The organism is Enterovibrio norvegicus DSM 15893 (genome assembly GCF_900115495.1).
In the GTDB taxonomy this organism is placed as follows: Bacteria; Pseudomonadota; Gammaproteobacteria; order Enterobacterales; family Vibrionaceae; genus Enterovibrio; species Enterovibrio norvegicus.
The window spans coordinates 43,617-62,865 of record NZ_FOWR01000011.1; the positions used below are offsets into that span (position 1 = coordinate 43,617).

A 19,249-nucleotide genomic window follows, 5' to 3' on the forward strand; every position below is an offset into this window, starting at 1 on the left:
TGACGTCTTTAAATTTAATGGGTGGGAAATTTAGCCTTTCTCAAGAGACGTAGGCGCACGGTTACGCCCTCCGGCTCTTTGTTCTAGCGCTCGGCTAAACCAGCTGTCTTTGTCAGCGCTACTCTCAACAAATACCGCCTTCTCTGTATCAATACTTTCCGAGTAACCACTTTCCGTGCCAGCGATAAACGCTTGGCAAACATCGGTCGTGTTATCGTCAAAGCAATGCGAATAGTCTTCCGACGCTAACGCTGGTGTGGCAAGTAACGCACCACTAATAATCAATACCCACTTTCTTTTCATCGCTTTCTTCCTCCACCTGACTCGATTTCGGCAATACAGCATTCAGTAAGGCATAACCTGCTAGGGCCGATAGCGTTGAACCAATCAAAATACCCAGTCGAGAGAACGTAATGTAGCTTTGATCTACACCAACAAACGCCAACGACGAGATAAAAATCGACATCGTAAAGCCAATCCCGCACAGCAGGGACACAGCAAAGATCTGTTTGAAGTTGACACTTTCAGGAAGAGTTGCAACCCCCATTTTCACCGATAACCAACTAAAGGTGAAAATACCCAGTGGTTTACCCACAAGGAGACCAAGCGCAATACCCAAAGGCAATGTGTTCGTTAGGCTGTCAAAAGAGACACCTTCAAGAGACACGCCTGCATTTGCAAACGCAAACAGCGGCAGGATAAAGAATGCGGCATATGGGTGAATGGCATGTTCAAGCGTCTTAAGCGGTGATTTGCCATCTTTGCCCCCTTCAAGTGGGATCGCAAAGCCAAGCACGACACCCGCAAGCGTTGCATGCACGCCGGATTTCAACACGCTGAACCACAAGATCGCGCCTACCAGCATGTACCATTTAACCCCTGTCACGTTTCTACTGTTCATTAAGAACAGTGCAATGGTAGAGAGGAAGGCAACAGTCAAGGCGGTAACAGAAAGGTCACTGCTATAGAACAGCGCAATGATCACAATGACACCTAAGTCATCGATGATGGCTAAAGCCAGCAGGAACACTTTCAACGAAAGAGGGACGCGTTTACCCAACAGCGCCATCACACCCAGTGCAAAAGCAATGTCGGTTGCCGCTGGAATCGCCCAACCACTTGCAGTAACAGGGTCATTAGCATTGAATGCTAGATAAACCAGAGCTGGCGCTACCATACCACCAACGGCGGCAATGGCAGGGAAGATCGCTTTCTCTTTAGTGTTGAGTGCGCCTTCGATCAGTTCTCGTTTGACTTCCAGTCCAATTAAGAGGAAGAAGACAGCCATCAAGCCATCATTCACCCAATGCTCGATAGATAGACCTGCGACGTAGCTGTAAAGCACACTTTCGTAAACAGGTTGCAGCGGTGAGTTTGCGATGATAATTGCTAAAATAGCAGCAACGATCAGCACTAAACCACCGGCTGATTCCATCTTCATAAACTGACGAATGGCATCAGTCATTAAAAGCACTCCATAAAATAGTTATTCGATACTAGTCTAGGCGTCGACCAGCAAGTATGAAAAATCGGTTCTTCGGAGATTAAACCTCGGAATTCCCGAATGATTCAATAATTATTGATGATTTTTTCGCAATATGAATTTCCCTATTGTCATAAATGCTGTTTTTTTTGTTGTGATGTGAGCCTAATTTAGCGCGAATGTATGAAAAACGACCGATCAAACACCCCTGCCAACTTAACACCTAAACTATTGTTTTTAATTATATAAACAACCATTTAACTACTACTTAGCCCCCTATGGAAATGATTGATTATGGGTAAGCCATAAAACTGTAATATTAGTGAAATATTTCATGCCTACTATCGCCCTCAGATTCTTTCATTGACATAAATCTGACATACAACTGTCACGGAGATTTCTTTATGACCTCCCAAGCTTCTACTGCTGCACCGATTAACAGCTCTAAGAATTGGGTACGTTGGGCTAACCTGGCACTAATGCTTTATATTCTGCTTTTGGCAGTGTCCATGGTTGGTAGTGGTTTCAAGTGGGCTGCAGGCGACGAGGCTAAGACCTTATTCGCATTCGCGTCTCACCCTGTTGCTGGTTTGATGATTGGTATCGTTGCGACTGCACTGATTCAATCGTCAAGCACAGTAACGTCAATTATCGTTGGTCTGGTAGCTGGTGGCTTACCTGTAGAGACCGCCATTCCTATGGTTATGGGTGCTAACATCGGCACCACAGTTACCAACACTTTGGTAAGCCTAGGACACGCACGTTGCAAAGACGAATTCCGTCGTGCATTTACCTGTGCAACCGTTCATGACTTCTTTAACTTGATGGCTGTTTCAATCTTCCTTCCTTTGGAAATGATGTTTGGTCTTCTTGATAAAATCTCTAGCTGGTTGGTTGCTCCATTGATGTTTGATGGCAGCTTAAGCATGAAAGGCTTGGACTTCATGGGTCCACTGACTAAGCCTCTTGTTAACAGCACCAAGAGCGCACTATCAGTGCTACCTGGTGACTGGGGCGGCGTCGCACTGATCGTACTGGGTATCGCACTGATTTTTGCTTCTATCACTATGATGGGCAAACTGATGCGTAAACTGATGGTTGGTCGTGCAAAAGAACTTCTTCACAATGCCATCGGTCGTGGTCCAATCCACGGTATCGCATCAGGTACTTTGGTAACGATTCTGGTTCAGTCTTCTTCTACGACGACAAGCCTGATGGTTCCATTGGTAGGTACAAACGTATTAAAAGTACGCGATGTTTACCCATTCACACTTGGCGCAAACATCGGTACCTGTATCACTGCTCTGCTTGCAGCGACAGCGGTAACGGGTCCAAACGCAGTATTTGCTCTGCAAATTGCATTGGTTCACCTAACGTTCAACATTCTCGCGACACTGCTCATCTTTGGTACGCCGTTCCTACGCGAAATCCCATTGAAGTGTGCTGAGATGCTGGGTGAAGCGGCAGCGAAGAGCAAGTTGGCTGTGGTTGCATACCTTGGTCTCGTCTTCGTAGCAATCCCATCTGCTGTGATGCTAGCAACACAATAAGCACTCAGACAGATATGAAAAACGCCCGCATTTAGCGGGCGTTTTTGTTTCTAGCGGAACGCTTTCTCGTTGCGTTATCTACTCTCTAGCCTCTAGCTTCTACTCTCTACTCTCTAGCCTCTAGCCTCTAGCCTCCAAGCATCTCACCAAACAAACCCTGCTTTCATCACATTCAGCGTTCGCTTTGTGCTGCAATATGAACACGCTTTCCTAACTCGCCTTGATTATCTTTGTCCATAAAAAAACCGGGGAATCCCCGGCTTCTATCTCATTGGCATCGCACTCAACAATTAAATCGCAATAGGCGCTCTGATAGCGGCTTGTGCTTCGTAACCTTCAATTTCAAAATCTTCCAGTTTGTAATCGAAGATAGAGTCTGGCTTACGTTTGATGGTCAATGTCGGAATCGTCCCTGGCGTGCGCTTAAGCTGCTCATAGACGATATCATCTGTCAGATGGTTGCCATAAAGGTGAACATCACCAAAGGTGTGTACGAAGTCGCCCACGTCCAAATCACACTGCTGCGCGATCATGTGCGTGAGCAGCGCGTAGCTTGCAATGTTGAACGGTACACCAAGGAAGTAATCCGCACTGCGCTGGTAAAGCTGGCAAGAGAGTTTGCCGTCGGCAACATAGAACTGGAACAAACAGTGGCAAGGTGCCAATGCCATGCGGCCTTGCTCTACGTTCGCTTGCGGTGCAATGCTCTCATCTGGCAAGTCAGACGGGTTCCATGCAGTAATGATGTGTCGGCGAGAGTTCGGTTTGGTTTTAATCTGCTCGATCAGATCGGCAATTTGATCAACCGTTGAACCGTCTGGACATGCCCATGAACGCCATTGTGCACCGTAAACAGGGCCGAGATCGCCAGCTTCTGTTGCCCACTCATCCCAAATCGATACCTTGTTGTCTTGCAGGTATTTGATATTGGTTTCGCCATTCAAAAACCAAAGCAGTTCGTGAATGATGGCGCGGGTATACAGCTTCTTGGTTGTCAGAAGCGGAAAGCCTTCGCTAAGGTCAAAACGTAATTGACGACCAAATACAGAACGCGTTCCCACACCCGTGCGATCGCCTCTATCACTCCCGTTTTCGATGATATCCTGCATTAAATCAAGATATTGCTTCATGGAATTTCCTTTCGTTACCCCGCACGCCTTCCGGCGTGACAATTATGATTTATAAAATAAAGAAAACCGCAGACAGGGCTGCGGCTTAAATTTTGACATTATGCGGACTGAGATACGCTCTGGCGACGGTACGCCCACAGTATCATTAGGGCACCAAGAATGATCATTGGTGATGACAAAATCTGTCCCATGCTGATCCATTCACCGAACAGCCCTAAGTGCGCATCAGGCTCGCGATAGAATTCCACGATGAAACGGAATGTACCGTAACCCATTAGGAACAATCCAGATACCGCACCGGCTGGACGTGGTTTCTTGATGAACCAGTTAAGAATAAAGAAGAGCACAACGCCTTCAAGGGCAAATTCATAAAGCTGGGAAGGATGTCGAGCCAGTGGACCACCGGTTGGGAATACCATGCCCCATGCAACATCCGTTGAACGTCCCCACAGCTCGCCATTCATGAAATTACCAAGGCGACCCGCGCCAAGGCCAAACGGCACAAGTGGCGCGATAAAATCGGAAACCGCAAAGAAAGTGCGCTTGGTGCGGAACGCATACCACGCCATCGCGGAGATCACCCCTAATAGGCCGCCGTGGAAAGACATGCCACCCGTCCATACTTTAAACAGGAACAGAGGATCAGCGAGGAAGGTATCAAATTGGTAGAACAAGACGTAGCCAATACGGCCGCCCAATATCACACCAAGGAAGCCTGCGAAAAGTAAATCACTCACTTCATCGCGCGTCCAACCACTTCCCGGCTTATCGGCGCGACGGTTTGCTAGCCACAATGCAAACGCAAAGCCCGCGAGGTACATCAAACCATACCAGCGCACGGCAACAGGGCCGATTTCAATCAAAATAGGATCTATTTGGGGAAATGTCAGTGACATTAGCTTGTCTTCCTTAGCTTAAAAACATACTCGCCCCAACAAGGAGCAAAAATACTGCAAACACGCGTTTTATCATTGGTGTAGGTAACCGCGATGCTAACTTGGCACCATAACGAGTGGTGAACACAGAGGTGCTTACGATACCAATCAACGCGGGTAAGTAAACATATCCGACACTGTATTCTGGCAAAGATTCCGGTTGTGAGAGTCCAAAAAAGATAAACCCCGTCATCCCAGATAACGCCAGAAACACACCGCACAAAGATGCCGTGCCGATGGCTTTGCGCATTTCAACACCATGATAATTCAAATAAGGCACGGTAAGCGAGCCCCCACCAATCCCTGCAAGGCTTGATGTCACACCTATAAGACCGCCACTCAGCACGTTTTTGCCCACAGAAGGCAATGGCTTTTCCGCCCTTACACGTAGCGAAAGCACCATTTGTAGCGCGAGCAACAGCACAATCACGCCGAAGATTCTCGGCAAATACTCTGTTGGCAGTATATCTGCAATGCCACTCCCCATTAATCCACCGACCAGAATGCCCGGTAGCAGCGTTTTGATCACTGAGGGTTGAACATTGCCAAGACGATAATGAGAGAACGCGGAAGAAGAAGAAGTCACAACAATACTGGCTAAAGATGTCGCGAGCGCCATTGGCATGATCAAAGAGGGAGAAATATCGGCCCATGGTAACAGCACCGACAAAGCAGGAACGATCAACAAGCCGCCGCCAATACCCAACAGGCCAGCCAACAACCCCACGCAGCAGCCTAACATGAGGCACACAGCGAACAGCCACAAGGTGGCATCTAACATGAATGTATTCCTATTTACCGACCCGAATGAGGCCACCCAAGTTGTACTGCTCCAGAAAGTCTTCTGACGCCGAGCGAATATCGCTCGCCAGAGAAAGACCGAGCATCGCGTTGACGTGGTTTTGCAACGCGTCAGAGGGGATATGACGAAGTACGTATTTAATTTTTGCAACACTGCGCGTGTTCATACTCAATTGGCGGTAACCCATGCCAACAAGTAAGGTTGCACCTATAGGATCACCAGCAAATTCCCCACAAACACTGACAGGTAACTTTAACCGTTGGGCTTGCGCAAGTATTTGAACAAGCACCGCAATCACCGATGGGTGAAATGTATCATAGACATCTGCGACTCGGGCGTTATTTCTATCCACTGCCAGCAGGTATTGGGTTAAGTCATTCGTACCAACGGAAAGAAAATCGATATGGGGTGCGACGGCATCAAATTGATACAGCACTGACGGCACTTCCACCATGATCCCCAAACGTGGACGATGCAGCACTTCCCCTTCGGCTTCCGCAAGCTCTGTCACTTCAGCAAACGCACGTTCAATCAACGTTTTGGCTTCCAGCAACTCAGACAATCCGGAGATCATCGGCAGCAGAATGGCAAGGTTCTCTCGGCCAATGCTTGCGCGAAGCATGGCGCGAACTTGAATCAAGAAGATATCAGGATGATCCAGCGTAAAACGAATGCCTCGCCACCCCAAAAACGGGTTATCTTCTTCAATTTTCAAATACGGGAGCGGCTTATCACCGCCAATGTCGAGCGTACGCATGACCACAGGTTGCCCCGGGTAACAATCCAAAATGGATCGGTACTGATTGACCTGATCATCTTCGGATGGAAAGCTACGCTGCATCAAAAACGGCACTTCAGTACGGTAAAGACCCACGCCATCAACCCCGCGGTTAATGGCAATACTGGTATCTGCACTCAACCCCGCATTGAGGTGTATTTGAACACGAACGCCGTCTGCGGTTTTGGTTTGCTTGGTGAAGGCATTATCAACTTCTTTTTGAAGCTCAATCTCTTCGTCTCGCAGACGTTTATATTCTTTAAGTACCTGTGGCGCAGGCTCAACCAACAAACGTCCTTTAAAACCGTCCAGCACCACTTTCTTACGGTGAACGAGCTCAGGGCGAAACTCCACCCCCATCACCGCGGGAATGCCTAGCGCACGCGCTAAAATCGCAGCATGGGCATTGACCGCCCCCTCTTCGGCGACAACACCGGCGAGCTGATCGCGAGGAATGGATGCCAACATACCTGCCGTCAATTCACGGGCGAACAATACGATGGGTTTCTCAAACTGCCAATGCTTGGTTTCTTGGTTTTCGAGGAAATACAGCAGGCGTTGACCTAACTCCTTCACATCGTTCGCGCGTTCACGAAGGTACGGATCAGACATGTTATTGAAACGTTCAGCAAACTCATCAATGGTTTGCTTCACTGCCCACTCAGCCATATCACCACTGTGAATGCGTTCCTTCATGGCTTTTCTAAGCACAGGATCATTCAGCAAGTGGATAAAGAGATCGAAGATCGCCAAGGTGTCTTGATTGAGTTCGCTGTCAAAACGTTTGCGAAGACGTCCAAACTCAATAATGGCGGCACTGACAGCACCGTCGAAACGATCGCGCTCTTGTTGAATATCAAGACAAGAAGCGGGAAGAACAAGATCTAAGCGCGGCTGAGAGACATCACACCACGCTTCGGCGATAGCAACACCCGGCGACGCTGCAGCCCCCTGTAATAACATGGACCCACTGCCGTCACTTGGCCACACACCTTGTGCTTTAGAGTGTGCAAAAACGACAGCCAGTTGCGCGGCGAGTGTAATAAGAAATGATTCTTCACTTTCATCAAACTGACGAGGTGCGCGTTGCTGAACCACCAGCACACCGAGCACTTGTCGACGATAAATAATGGGCGTACCTAAGAAGGAGTTGAAATGATCTTCGCCGATATCAGGAAAGTGTTTGAAGTCCGCATGGGTTGCGGCATTAGCAAGATTGATGGGTTCAGCACGACGACCAACTAGCCCGACCAAACCTTCTTCGAAAGAGAGAGAAACACGGCGAGCACGGGAGTTCAGTCCCTTCGTCGCCATCAGCTCGTAAACGTGTCGTTCATGGTCCGCAATGTAAACAGAGCAACACTCTGTTTCCATTGCAGTGCAGGTCTCTCCCACCAAAGTATTGAGGGCTTGCTTCACGTCGCTTGATGACGCAACGTTGTGCACGATGTCTCGCAGTTTCGTTAGCATCAGCACCCTCTTTCTTTTCCTTTGCTTTCGTAGACCTAGCCTTTACCGAACACGCAATTTACTGTTCTAGTTTTTTGGAGAACCTCGCTTTCCTTTGCGCTTCACTTTTCGCTCACGAAAAGGCATCGCAATGGCGGCAAATTCCTTCATTGCACGGCGATACACGTCGCGCTTGAATGACACCACTTGCCTCACGGGGTACCAATAAGTCACCCAACGCCAACCGTCGAATTCTGGCGTACCCCCGCGTTGCATGTTCACCTTAGACTCGTCACATTCCAGTTTCAGCAAAAACCATTTCTGTTTTTGTCCGATACACACAGGCTTTGAATCCCAACGAACTAAACGTTTAGGCAACTTATAGCGTAGCCAATGTCGGCTTGTTGCCAGAATTCGGACATCCTTTTTAGTTAATCCGACTTCTTCGTATAACTCTCGAAACATGGCTTGTTCAGGGGTTTCGCCTTCATCAATGCCACCTTGTGGAAACTGCCAAGAGTGTTGTCCGTATCGACGAGCCCAGAGAACCTGACCGTGGCTATTACATATAACAATCCCTACATTGGGACGGTAGCCATCGCCATCTATCACTGGACGACCTCAAATATAAATCTCTATTAACAGTGATTTTTTCATACTATGTGCACAGTGGTAAACAAACATTGCGTATGAAACGCATTTTTTGGGGGCTTCAACCGTCTTCTGTGCTGAAAAGACATTAAACCTAGAGTTATAAACAGCTCGGTGAGACCAAGCGCACATTTATTCACGCTTTCTGTGGATAGATTTGTGTAGAAAGGACTTAAACATCTGTTTTTATTTTTATTCACCATGCTAACTGCGTTTTACATACCTAGAAAAAAAAACCATAAAATCAATGATTACAACAAGATAAAAACAAACCACTAGGGAGTAGAAAGAAGATCGTATCGGATAAAAACGGTAAGATCTTAAACTGGTTAAAGATCCACCAAAGCGAGAGTTACCCACACCACTTGCGCAATTTATCGCCTTAAACCTGCAAAACCTTCAAATTAAACCTAAAAAAACACTGTGTAAACATACACATTATCGTTGGACACTAAATCGTCACTTTCCGCTGTGGATAACTGCATTTAATGGGTAATCCCATATGATCATCTTCTCGACACTGGTTTTTTCTCAACGAGGCTGGTAGCGTGCTCAGCGAAGAATCTTGAACGGAATAGACCATGATCCCTGCACCTACTTCTGAAAACGAATTGCTTGAGCGAGCGACAGCCTTGGCTGGGTTTACGCTTGGTGAATTGGCAGAGCAGTATGGTTTGGTCTGCCCTGCCGATCTTCGCCGGGAAAAAGGTTGGGTGGGTATGCTGCTTGAAACTTGTTTAGGCGCAACCGCAGGAAGCAAACCAGAACAAGATTTTCAAGACTTGGGCATAGAGCTCAAATCGATCCCCATCAGCCACACCGGAAAGCCACTTGAAACCACTTTTGTTTGTGTCGCACCGCTCACCAATGTGCATGGCCTAACATGGGAAAACAGCCATATCCGCAATAAACTGTCGAAAGTACTGTGGATCCCAGTAGAAGGCGAGCGTGAAATCCCAGTGTGCGAACGGCATGTTGGCATGCCACTCATTTGGCAACCATCAGATGAAGAAGAAGCCCAGCTAAAAGCGGATTGGGAAGAGTTGATGGAATTTATTGTCCTTGGGAAGGTACACCAAATTACCGCCAAGCATGGAGAGTATCTTCAATTGCGCCCTAAGGCGGCCAACAGCAAAGCCGTAACCGAAGCATACGGCGCAAACGGACAACCGATAAAGACACTGCCGAGGGGGTTTTATCTCAAGAAGCCGTTTACAAGCAGGATACTGGCAGCACACTTCATGCTGCCAGCGGAAGACACCTTTTAAAGCGTAATTTCCATGTCTTCTTTGCAGGAGGTGTCAGCAGGCCCAAACTCGTCGTAGGGATCAAGCAGCCTTAGCGTCACTTTCTTTACCCCTATTTTTCGCAGCTTATCACTCACCTGCTCAATGCTATCGAAGTGCATCACTTCATCATGTTTGTCATCTTTAAGGGGTTCAAGCTGATGCCTCACTTCCACTTCCACAATGTACTTAGCGCCACCCGCGTGCGCCACAACGTAACAATGAGGTACATTATCTGGGTGAGAAAGAATCCAGTTCTTCAATTGCTTTAATTTCATATCGTTACCACATTGTTAACCATATGTTAACTATAGTGCATTTCATCGAAAAACAAACACTTCCCATAGTGAAAACAGACGTTAATTCACACCAGTTTCAAGAATTAAACACACTAAAGGTGAGGAGAGATCCGCTTCGATCCTGCAAAAATAGCGGCGTCCAAGGCTGCCTCGCGTTCAACAGTCATAAAGGGGTTTGTACCTCCAACAAAATCTCCTAAGATGGAAGTGTTTGTCGTATTTCTTCGCCCGATATCGCCATTGGGCATGTCCTGTCTGTAACGCATTGTTTTTCACTGACTACGCTCGCAATCCAAGGAGATCGGATGCAATACCATACCCTTCCTCATACCAGCTTAGACGTCAGCAAGATCTGTTTAGGCACCATGACATATGGTCAACAAAACACGGAAGCTGAAGCGCACGAACAGCTCGCCCTCGCCACCGATCTTGGCGTGAATTTTATTGATACCGCTGAAATGTATGCCGTGCCGCCAACCCCTGAAACCCAGGGATTAACCGAATCCTATATCGGCACTTGGTTAAAAAAATCAGGCCAGCGTGACAAACGCATTATTGCCACCAAGGTTGCCGGACCACGCGGTGTTCCCTACATTCGCGAAAACATGTCATTGGATCGTCGTAACATTCGCCAAGCCGTTGAAGACAGCCTTGCCCGATTACAGACCGACTATATCGATTTGTACCAAGTGCATTGGCCACAACGCCATGTGAACAGCTTTGGTCAGCTCAACTACCAGCATGAAGACGAAAATTCAGGGGTTAGCATCTTAGAAACGTTGGATGCCCTGACTGAACTCGTGCGCGAAGGAAAGATTCGATACATCGGCGTGTCCAATGAAACCCCTTGGGGTGTGATGAATTACTTAAAGCTGGCAGAAAAGCACAACTTGAGCCGCATCGTCTCCATTCAAAATCCTTATAACCTGTTAAACCGCAGTTTCGAAGTCGGTTTATCGGAAATCAGCCACCACGAAGGTGTCGAACTCCTGGCGTATTCGCCCCTTGCCTTTGGTGCATTAACGGGCAAATACCTCGATGGTGCTCGCCCAGATGGCGCTCGCTGCACGCGTTGGAGCCGCTTCAGCCGTTACTTCACCGAACAAGGTCAAACAGCAACACGTGCTTACGTGGATTTGGCCCATGAATACTCGTTGGATCCGGTTCAAATGGCGCTGGCATTCGTGAATGGCAGATCGTTTGTTGGCAGTAACATCATCGGTGCCACCACGCTTGAGCAATTAAAAACCAACATTGAATCGATAGATGTGCAACTACCCGAAGCGCTGCTTACTCGCATTGAAGAGATTGGGGCGACGTATTCGAACCCCTGTCCATAGCCACTCGCTTACGTCACACCTCAACACAAAAAAGCGCCCACTGGCGCTTTTCTTTGGTTTTTTGAATCTCAAAACGAGAAATGCGGGAACCTTTACACTAAAGGTTCCCGCATCGTTACGTTGTTAAGTTCACCCTCAACCGACGACGGATACGCGCCACTTCACGAAGTGCCTTATATTGAGGTGCAACAGTGTGTCCAATGGACAGGCCGTCTTTTTCAAAGCCAATATCTTTTAACATGTGCTCAGACAAAGGTTCGCCAATATATCGGATGCGTCGATGGGCTTTTCGCCACGCTTTTTCTTCACGCTTGATATCAAGTTGAACGAACAAAGTGGCTAAACGAAGGTATACAGATTGATTCATGATGGTCTCCTATTAAGGTTTAAGGAGGCCTTAGAGAATGTTACGGCAGGAAAAAGTGAAAAATATCGTATCTTCAAAGCCGCAATCATTCCCGCGGCCCGATTTTACGGTGCGGAAATTACTGTACAGGTTTTCGCATGCCCGCATGCGAAGAGACAGAACAATTCATGACAGATGTAAACGTATTTAAAGTCATCGCTTGCCTCCTTAACCCTTTCATTTCAGTAAAATCGCGTTTGTAAATTCATTGTTAATACTAATGATATAGATCAATATATCAACGGGTTATTTCTTATAACAATGAATTTAGCCGCATCCTCTTCTGTTTTATAGCGGTACAAAACATAACCACGCCACTGTCGGTCATTTGCCTATAAATTGGTACATATCTCTGTTTGTTATCTCCCTCACAGATTCAATGCAAAATGACCATAAAGACATACATTGAAACCCTTTCCGCTTTCCTGCTTAACCATCTATCTCCATATCGGATAGTAAGTAACTACAACCAATCTAATTTATGGATATCATTCTCCCCATCAACAGGAGAGAGAATAATGAGAACCGCCGCAGATCGTATTAGACATGCCATAGCCTTCGAATTGATTGGACTGATCTTGATCATAGGGATCATGACACAGTTTGGCTTTGATGCTGCCCACACGGGTGTGCTCGGTATTGCGTTTTCACTGTTAGCAACCGGTTGGAACTATATCTATAACGTATGGTTCGACAAAGCCATGCAGAAGTGGACAGGCACAACTAATAAGAAACAGAAGCACCGCATCTTGCATGCACTGCTCTTTGAGTTAGGTTTGCTTTGGATAACCATTCCGGTGATCGCTTGGTGGCTAAACCTAAGCTTGTGGAATGCCTTCCTGATGGATATTGGCCTTGTGCTCTTCTATCTGGTTTATGCCTATGTCTACAACTTGGCGTATGACAAACTGTTTCCAGTGAAAACGCCTCAAGCACACGCATAAAAAAAACCGCCCTCGGGCGGTTTTTTGTTTTTGGCTTTTGGCTTTTGGCTTTTGGCCAATAGCACGCTGATGCATTACGCAGCAGATTTCGTTATTAATATGCCTTAATTAACGAAAGCTGCGCGGTGCAGGGATCAAGCTGTGCTTGTTCAACAGGCGATACATGGTCGCTCGAGAAACACCCAGCTCTTTCGCTGCCGCAGACACTTGACCGTTGTTGCTTTCAAGTACTGCTAGCAGTGCATCACGCTCTGATTCTTCACGGATCTTACGTAGGCTCTGCTTGTAATCGCCTTGACGCGGTAGATCCAAGTGCTCGGCTTCAATCACCAAGTTATCAGCAAGGAGCACTGCACGTTTCACTTGGTTGATCAATTCACGAACGTTACCTGGCCAGCTGTAGTTGACCAAAATTTTGTTTGCTTCTTCTGAGAAGGTGCGCGCTTGCGTGTTGTATTGACGTGCAAACTTGAGCAGGAAGTGCTCAGCCAACTCAGGAATGTCTGCACCGCGCTCTTTCAATGAAGGCACTGAAATACGCAGAACATTCAAACGGTAGTAGAGATCTTCACGGAACAGACCTTCAGCAACAGCTTTCTCCAAATCCATGTGCGTTGCTGCAATCACGCGAACATCGATTTCTTTCGCGTATTTGTCATCATGAGATTCAACGGTTCCATCTTGAAGAAGGTGAAGCAAGTTCGCTTGGAGGTTAAGCGGCAAATCGCCGATTTCATCCAAGAACAAGGTGCCTTGGTGTGCTTGCTGCACTTTGCCTTCTGTGGTGCCATCACCGAACAGTTCTGATGAAATCAGTTTTTCAGGTAACGCACTGCATTTCACAGAAACGAAGGGACCTTTAGCACGTGTAGAAGCGTTGTGAATCGCCATACCTACAAGCTCTTTACCTGTGCCACTTTCACCGTGAATAAGCACTGACACATCAGTAGGTGCCACACGACGAACTTGGTCACGCAGCTTTTTCATCACAGAGGTTTTGCCAAGCAAACCCATGTCGCTGTGATCGCCAAGCTGAGGCCAAACATGACGCTCAAGTTTCAACATACCCAATTGGTGACCAATGGTGCTCATCAACTGGCTATCTGGAATTGGGGAAGTGAAGTAGTCGATACAAAAGCTGACAATGAACTGACAGATTGCATCGTTGTTGAGTTGATCTTCACGGATAAGTGCCAACCAGCGAACTTGTTTGTTGCGGTTAACCAGTGAAGCGACACCGTTCAAGCTGAAATCATCGTGGCTAATGTCCACGATCCCAATGCAAGGACCAATGTCCTGAAGAAGTGCTTGTGCTGCTCTGAGGTCGTAACAACGGTGACAACGCCACCCTGCTTGCTCTAATGTTGCCAACCATGGTTCGTATGTTCCACCCACTACGACGAGTGAACTTGGAACTGCCTCAGATCTGAATTGCATACCCATAACGCCTGCCTTTAGTCATCCATTAACGACATGTGTTCAAAATGTTGTGAGTATCATTATATTTTGTAAGACAAAGAGGTTTGTCTCATTGTGGATACAATGTAGATCTCAATTCTCCAGACTTCCCAAAATAGACACTTTTGCTGTTGCGGTTTCTGACAGACGACCTTGGTGAAAATCAAAATAAATCATTTAAAAACATAGATTTAAATGAAAAACCTTGCACCAAGATGACTATTCATCGCGACTCACAAACGCACACGTCTCAATTTAGAGAAAAATGAGCATCTCTCTAAAATTTCTTAGATCATAGACTATGACCCGTATTCTTGAGTGCATCAGGAGGATTAGAAATAAAAACCGCGTCATAGATCTGACGCGGTCTTTGTTAAAGAGTAGGATTTATTGGACTTGTTCGCCGCTTGCAATGACACTTTCTCGTACTTTGTCTGCAAACTGCAACGCTTGATCACGAATTGAGCGTTCATCGACCGTCGAGATGTCTCTGTCTTGCATCAGTACATTGCCATCAACGATGGCATGTCTCACATTCGTCGCATACGCGGAATACACCAAAGCGGAATAAGGATTGTACATTGGCACCATATTCGGGGCTTTTGTATCGACTACGATGATGTCAGCAAGCTTACCCACTTCAAGTGAACCAATCTTATCTTCCATGTGCAGCGCACGCGCTGCACCCATGGTTGCCATTTCAATGACCTTCACTGGCGGCATCGCTGCGCGATCTTGATTCACCAGCTTATGCACTTTCGCGACCTGATTGAACTCATCAATCGTGCTTAGTGTGTTGCCAGACATTGGGCCATCGGTACCCAACCCAATACGCAGACCGTCATCGAACATCTTCAGTGCCGGAGAAACGCCTTTTGCCGATTTGATATTAGCACTCATATTATGTGCCACACCCACATCGTGCTTTTTAAGTAGCGCAATATCATGGTCGTTCACATTAATCACGTGAGCACCGATAAGGTTTGGCGTGAGCGCACCAATATCAGCCATGTACTGCACTGGGCTTTTACCCCCACTGCGCTCAGCAATGACTTCGTTTTCGCGATCAGATTCGGCAAGGTGAATCATCACAGGCACATCAAGCGCTAGCGACAGCTCTGTGATTTGCTGAAGCACTTCCGTGGTGTTCGTGTACGGCGCGTGAGGGGCAAATGCAGGCGTGATGCGAGGGTGGTCCTTGTATTGTTTAATGAAGTTCACAGCATACTGAATGCCTTCTTGCGCATTGGCCGCATCCGCCACCGGATACTTAATGACGGTTTCGCCCAAAATGGCACGCATGCCGATTTCATCAACGGTTTTCGCCACTTCATCTTCGAAGTAGTACATATCCGCATATGTCGTCACACCGCCTTTCAGCATTTCAACGTTCCCCAATTGCGCGCCAATGCGTACCATGTCGCGACTCACCAAGGCTTTTTCTAACGGGAATATATAGCGATGTAGGCGATCAGGCACATCGTCTGCTAATGAGCGAAATACCGTCATGGAGGCATGAGTGTGGGTGTTGATCAAACCAGGCATCACAATGTCGCCATCCACATCTAGCACCGTTTTGGCGACATAGTCATCAGCCAAGTCAGCATTACCCACCGCCACAATCTTGTTGCCTTTCACAGCCACCACGCCATTTTCCAACACAGATTTCTCCGAGTTCATGGTCAGAACGGTCGCATCTTTGATCAACAGGTCGACTTTTTCAGCAGCAAACGCAGCCGACGAAAATACCGCAGAGGAGACCATGGTTGCGATAGCAACACCGGCGGAAAGTAGGGTTTTCTTGAACATCATTTCTTCATCTTCACACAGCAAGGGAATTCGCGTGAATAATGGGCTGACGTGCTACAAAGAGAAATAAAAAGCGCAACATCGCTCGCAAAAGTGTGAACTATGCCAAACGGTTGCATATCCATAGATTGCCCATTATCAGGCATAAAAAAACACCGGATAAATCCGGTGTTTTTCAACGTACAAAACAGGGGCGTTTATGCGCCTTGTGAGCGAATAAACACTAGCAATTAGCCTTTGTTTTGTGGGCGCATTGCAGGGAACAAAATCACGTCACGAATCGTGTGCGTGTTAGTAAACAGCATCGCCAGACGGTCGATACCGATACCTTGACCCGCCGTTGGCGGCAAGCCGTGTTCCAGTGCAGTGATGTAGTCAGCGTCGTAGAACATCGCTTCGTCATCACCCGATTCTTTCGCATCAACTTGCGCTTTGAAGCGGTTGTCTTGGTCTTCTGCATCGTTAAGCTCAGAGAAACCATTCGCCACTTCACGGCCGCCGATAAAGAATTCAAAACGATCAGTAAAGAACGGATTGTTATCGCTACGACGCGCCAGCGGAGAAATGTCTGCTGGGTAGCCCGTGATGAACGTTGGTTGGATCAGTTTAGGTTCAGCGGTTTCACCGAAGATTTCTTCAAGTAGCTGACCACAGGTCCAGAATTTCTCAACGTAGATATCTAGAGATTTCGCGATAGATACCATCAAATCACGGTTCTGAACGCCTTCATCATCCAATGCTTGGATGTCAGCGTGGTCAGGGTTGTATTGCTTGATGGCTTCTAGCATGGTCATGCGTGCGTATTTGCCGCCAAACTCAACCGTGTGCTCGCCGTAAGGCATTGCTGAGTTACCCAACACTTCAATAGCCACAGTACGCAGCATGTCTTCAGTCAGGTTGATCAGGTCGTTGTAATCCGCGTACGCCATGTAGAATTCAATCATGGTGAATTCTGGGTTATGACGCGGAGACAACCCTTCGTTACGGAAGTTACGGTTGATTTCGAACACACGCTCAAAACCACCCACAACCAAACGCTTCAGGTATAGCTCAGGCGCGATACGCAAGTACATTTCTTGATCAAGTGCGTTGTGGTGAGTGATGAATGGACGCGCTGACGCACCGCCAGGGATCACTTGCATCATCGGCGTTTCCACTTCCATGAAGTCTTTCGACTCCATGTAACGGCGGATCGCAGAAATCAGCTTAGAACGTACTTTAAACGCGTTACGTGAATCTTCGTTCACGATAAGGTCAACGTAACGCTGACGGTAACGCGTTTCTTGGTCAGTAAGACCGTGGAATTTTTCTGGAAGTGGACGCAACGCCTTGGTCAGCAGTTGGTACTCTTCCATGTTCACGTAAAGGTCACCTTTACCTGATTTATGCAGCGCACCAGTCACACCGATGATGTCACCGATATCAAGACCTTGGTATTGTTCTTTCAGTACGTTTTGCACGTCTTTCGCTGCATACGCCTGAATGCGACCATTCACGTCTTGTAGCGCAAGGAATGGACCACGTTTTGCCATGATACGGCCAGCAACGGTCACTTTGTGATCCAATGCTTCTAGCTCTTCCTTGCTCTTTTCGCCAAATTCAGCCTGAAGGTCTGCCGCTGTGTGCTCACGACGAAAATCATTCGGGTGGCCATTCGCTTTGCAGTTTTGACGAATGTGGTTCAGTTTAGCACGACGCTCCGCAATCAGCTTGTTTTCGTCTAGTAATTGGTCAGTCATAGTGAACCTTTGAATTAACGTAAAAAATTACAAACCAGATTTCAGGCTGGCTTCAATAAACTTGTCGAGATCACCATCAAGTACCACTTGGGTATTGCGGTTCTCAACGCCAGTACGCAAATCTTTAATACGTGAATCATCCAACACGTATGAGCGGATCTGGCTACCCCAACCGATGTCAGACTTCGAGTCTTCGTTGGCTTGCTTCTCGGCGTTTTGCTTGTGCATTTCTAGCTCAAACAGTTTTGCGCGAAGCTGCTTCATCGCCTGATCTTTATTTTTGTGCTGACTACGGTCGTTCTGGCACTGCACCACAGTATTGGTAGGTACGTGAGTAATACGTACCGCCGATTCGGTGGTGTTAACGTGCTGACCACCCGCGCCCGAAGCACGGTAAACGTCAATACGCAAATCAGATGGGTTGATATCGATTTCGATGTTGTCGTCAACTTCTGGATAAATAAATGCAGAAGCAAACGAGGTGTGACGACGACCGCCTGAATCGAACGGAGATTTACGCACCAAACGGTGAACACCGGTTTCAGTACGCAGCCAGCCGTAAGCGTATTCGCCGCTAATGCGGACAGTCGCGGATTTCAATCCGGCTACATCACCGTCGGACACTTCAATGACTTCTGTTTTGAAGCCCTTCGCATCAGCCCAACGCAAGTACATGCGCAGCATCATGGATGTCCAATCTTGCGCTTCGGTACCGCCCGAGCCTGCTTGCAGGTCGATATAGCAATCAGAACCATCGTGGTCGCCAGAGAACATGCGGCGGAATTCAAGCTTCACCAGCTTTTCTTCCAGCTCAGAAAGCTCTGGATCGATTTCGTCGAACGTATCTTGGTCGCTTTCTTCAACGGCCAATTCCAACAAATCGTTGATGTACACACCACCCTGATCGAGTTGGTCGATGGTTTCTACCACCGCTTCGAGCGCAGAACGCTCGCGACCTAGCGCTTGTGCACGCTCAGGTTCGTTCCACACATCAGGTTGTTCAAGTTCAGCATTAACTTCTTCTAGACGCTCTTTCTTGGCGTCATAGTCAAAGATACCCCCTAAGGACATTTGCGCGTTCGGCAATGTCCGCTAGGCGGTTTTTGATCGGATTGATTTCAAACATGGTCACTTCTAAATTCAGAATGAGTTTTAACCGCCGAATTCTATCGAATTGCGGGCAGAATAAA

The 19,249-nt window shown here is 47.4% G+C and carries 17 protein-coding genes; 4 read left to right on the forward strand and 13 right to left on the reverse strand.

The annotated features are described in order from the left end of the window. Positions 1–30 precede the first annotated feature (30 nt). Both BM082_RS08760 and nhaA read right to left on the reverse strand, forming a co-directional pair. On the reverse strand, positions 31–303 hold the full coding sequence (locus BM082_RS08760) for a hypothetical protein (protein ID WP_017012540.1): 273 nt from the start codon (positions 301–303) through the stop codon (positions 31–33). After that, complete coding sequence (gene nhaA / locus BM082_RS08765) at positions 275–1,465, reverse strand: Na+/H+ antiporter NhaA (protein WP_017012539.1); 1,191 nt, start codon at positions 1,463–1,465, stop codon at positions 275–277. Before nhaA ends, BM082_RS08760 begins: the two co-directional genes overlap by 29 nt. Positions 1,466–1,887: 422 nt before the next feature. Between nhaA and BM082_RS08770 the strand changes: the two genes are divergently transcribed. Beyond that, on the forward strand, positions 1,888–3,033 hold the full coding sequence (locus BM082_RS08770) for a Na/Pi symporter (RefSeq protein ID WP_017008762.1): 1,146 nt from the start codon (positions 1,888–1,890) through the stop codon (positions 3,031–3,033). A 290-nt stretch (positions 3,034–3,323) separates the two neighbouring features. On the opposite strand, the gene BM082_RS08775 is transcribed toward BM082_RS08770, so the two are convergent. The 5 genes from BM082_RS08775 to rppH form a co-directional block, all read right to left on the reverse strand. Beyond that, positions 3,324–4,163 carry a thymidylate synthase gene (locus tag BM082_RS08775; protein WP_074926597.1) on the reverse strand — a complete coding sequence of 280 codons (840 nt, stop codon included), beginning with the start codon at positions 4,161–4,163 and terminating at the stop codon, positions 3,324–3,326. Between the two features lie 98 nt (positions 4,164–4,261). Next, entirely contained in the window at positions 4,262–5,059 is a 798-nt protein-coding gene (gene lgt, locus BM082_RS08780; RefSeq protein WP_074926600.1) for a prolipoprotein diacylglyceryl transferase, read from the reverse strand. A 13-nt stretch (positions 5,060–5,072) separates the two neighbouring features. Then, on the reverse strand, positions 5,073–5,879 hold the full coding sequence (locus tag BM082_RS08785) for a sulfite exporter TauE/SafE family protein (RefSeq protein ID WP_074926603.1): 807 nt from the start codon (positions 5,877–5,879) through the stop codon (positions 5,073–5,075). A 10-nt stretch (positions 5,880–5,889) separates the two neighbouring features. Further along, complete coding sequence (ptsP, locus tag BM082_RS08790) at positions 5,890–8,148, reverse strand: phosphoenolpyruvate--protein phosphotransferase (RefSeq protein WP_074926606.1); 2,259 nt, start codon at positions 8,146–8,148, stop codon at positions 5,890–5,892. A 66-nt stretch (positions 8,149–8,214) separates the two neighbouring features. Then, the gene (gene rppH / locus BM082_RS08795) at positions 8,215–8,739 is read right to left on the reverse strand and encodes an RNA pyrophosphohydrolase (RefSeq protein ID WP_017009117.1); all 525 of its coding nucleotides are present in this window, start codon (positions 8,737–8,739) and stop codon (positions 8,215–8,217) included. A 620-nt stretch (positions 8,740–9,359) separates the two neighbouring features. Between rppH and mutH the strand changes: the two genes are divergently transcribed. Then, positions 9,360–10,046, forward strand: a complete 687-nt coding sequence (gene mutH / locus BM082_RS08800; RefSeq protein ID WP_017009118.1) for a DNA mismatch repair endonuclease MutH — start codon at positions 9,360–9,362, stop codon at positions 10,044–10,046. Here mutH and BM082_RS08805 read toward each other — a convergent pair. After that, the gene (locus BM082_RS08805; RefSeq protein ID WP_017009119.1) at positions 10,043–10,342 is read right to left on the reverse strand and encodes a DUF6482 family protein; all 300 of its coding nucleotides are present in this window, start codon (positions 10,340–10,342) and stop codon (positions 10,043–10,045) included. The two genes, mutH and BM082_RS08805, sit on opposite strands and share 4 nt — an antisense overlap. A 326-nt stretch (positions 10,343–10,668) precedes the next feature. Between BM082_RS08805 and BM082_RS08810 the strand changes: the two genes are divergently transcribed. Then, positions 10,669–11,703: an NADP(H)-dependent aldo-keto reductase gene (locus BM082_RS08810; protein ID WP_017017180.1), complete on the forward strand. Its 1,035-nt coding sequence runs from the start codon at positions 10,669–10,671 to the stop codon at positions 11,701–11,703. 115 nt (positions 11,704–11,818) lie between these two features. Here BM082_RS08810 and BM082_RS08815 read toward each other — a convergent pair whose 3' ends face one another. Further along, positions 11,819–12,070 (reverse strand): hypothetical protein, encoded by a 252-nt coding sequence (locus BM082_RS08815; protein WP_017009121.1) that lies wholly within the window; start codon positions 12,068–12,070, stop codon positions 11,819–11,821. A 557-nt stretch (positions 12,071–12,627) separates the two neighbouring features. Between BM082_RS08815 and BM082_RS08825 the strand changes: the two genes are divergently transcribed. After that, positions 12,628–13,053 (forward strand): PACE efflux transporter, encoded by a 426-nt coding sequence (locus BM082_RS08825; RefSeq protein ID WP_017017181.1) that lies wholly within the window; start codon positions 12,628–12,630, stop codon positions 13,051–13,053. Positions 13,054–13,161: 108 nt separating this feature from the next. On the opposite strand, the gene BM082_RS08830 is transcribed toward BM082_RS08825, so the two are convergent. The 4 genes from BM082_RS08830 to prfB all read right to left on the reverse strand — a co-directional run bounded on the left by BM082_RS08830 (position 13,162) and on the right by prfB (position 19,185). Then, positions 13,162–14,496 (reverse strand): sigma-54-dependent transcriptional regulator, encoded by a 1,335-nt coding sequence (locus BM082_RS08830; RefSeq protein ID WP_017009124.1) that lies wholly within the window; start codon positions 14,494–14,496, stop codon positions 13,162–13,164. 402 nt (positions 14,497–14,898) lie between these two features. After that, positions 14,899–16,323 (reverse strand): amidohydrolase, encoded by a 1,425-nt coding sequence (locus BM082_RS08835; protein ID WP_026024506.1) that lies wholly within the window; start codon positions 16,321–16,323, stop codon positions 14,899–14,901. 227 nt (positions 16,324–16,550) lie between these two features. Further along, the gene (lysS, locus tag BM082_RS08840; RefSeq protein WP_074926610.1) at positions 16,551–18,059 is read right to left on the reverse strand and encodes a lysine--tRNA ligase; all 1,509 of its coding nucleotides are present in this window, start codon (positions 18,057–18,059) and stop codon (positions 16,551–16,553) included. Positions 18,060–18,086: 27 nt separating this feature from the next. Further along, positions 18,087–19,185, reverse strand: a protein-coding gene (gene prfB, locus BM082_RS08845) for a peptide chain release factor 2 (RefSeq protein WP_102259150.1) whose coding sequence is annotated in 2 segments (ribosomal slippage) — positions 18,087–19,109 and positions 19,111–19,185 — 1,098 coding nt in all. Because the reading frame shifts where the segments join, the coding sequence is not laid out codon by codon here. Positions 19,186–19,249: the final 64 nt, after the last annotated feature.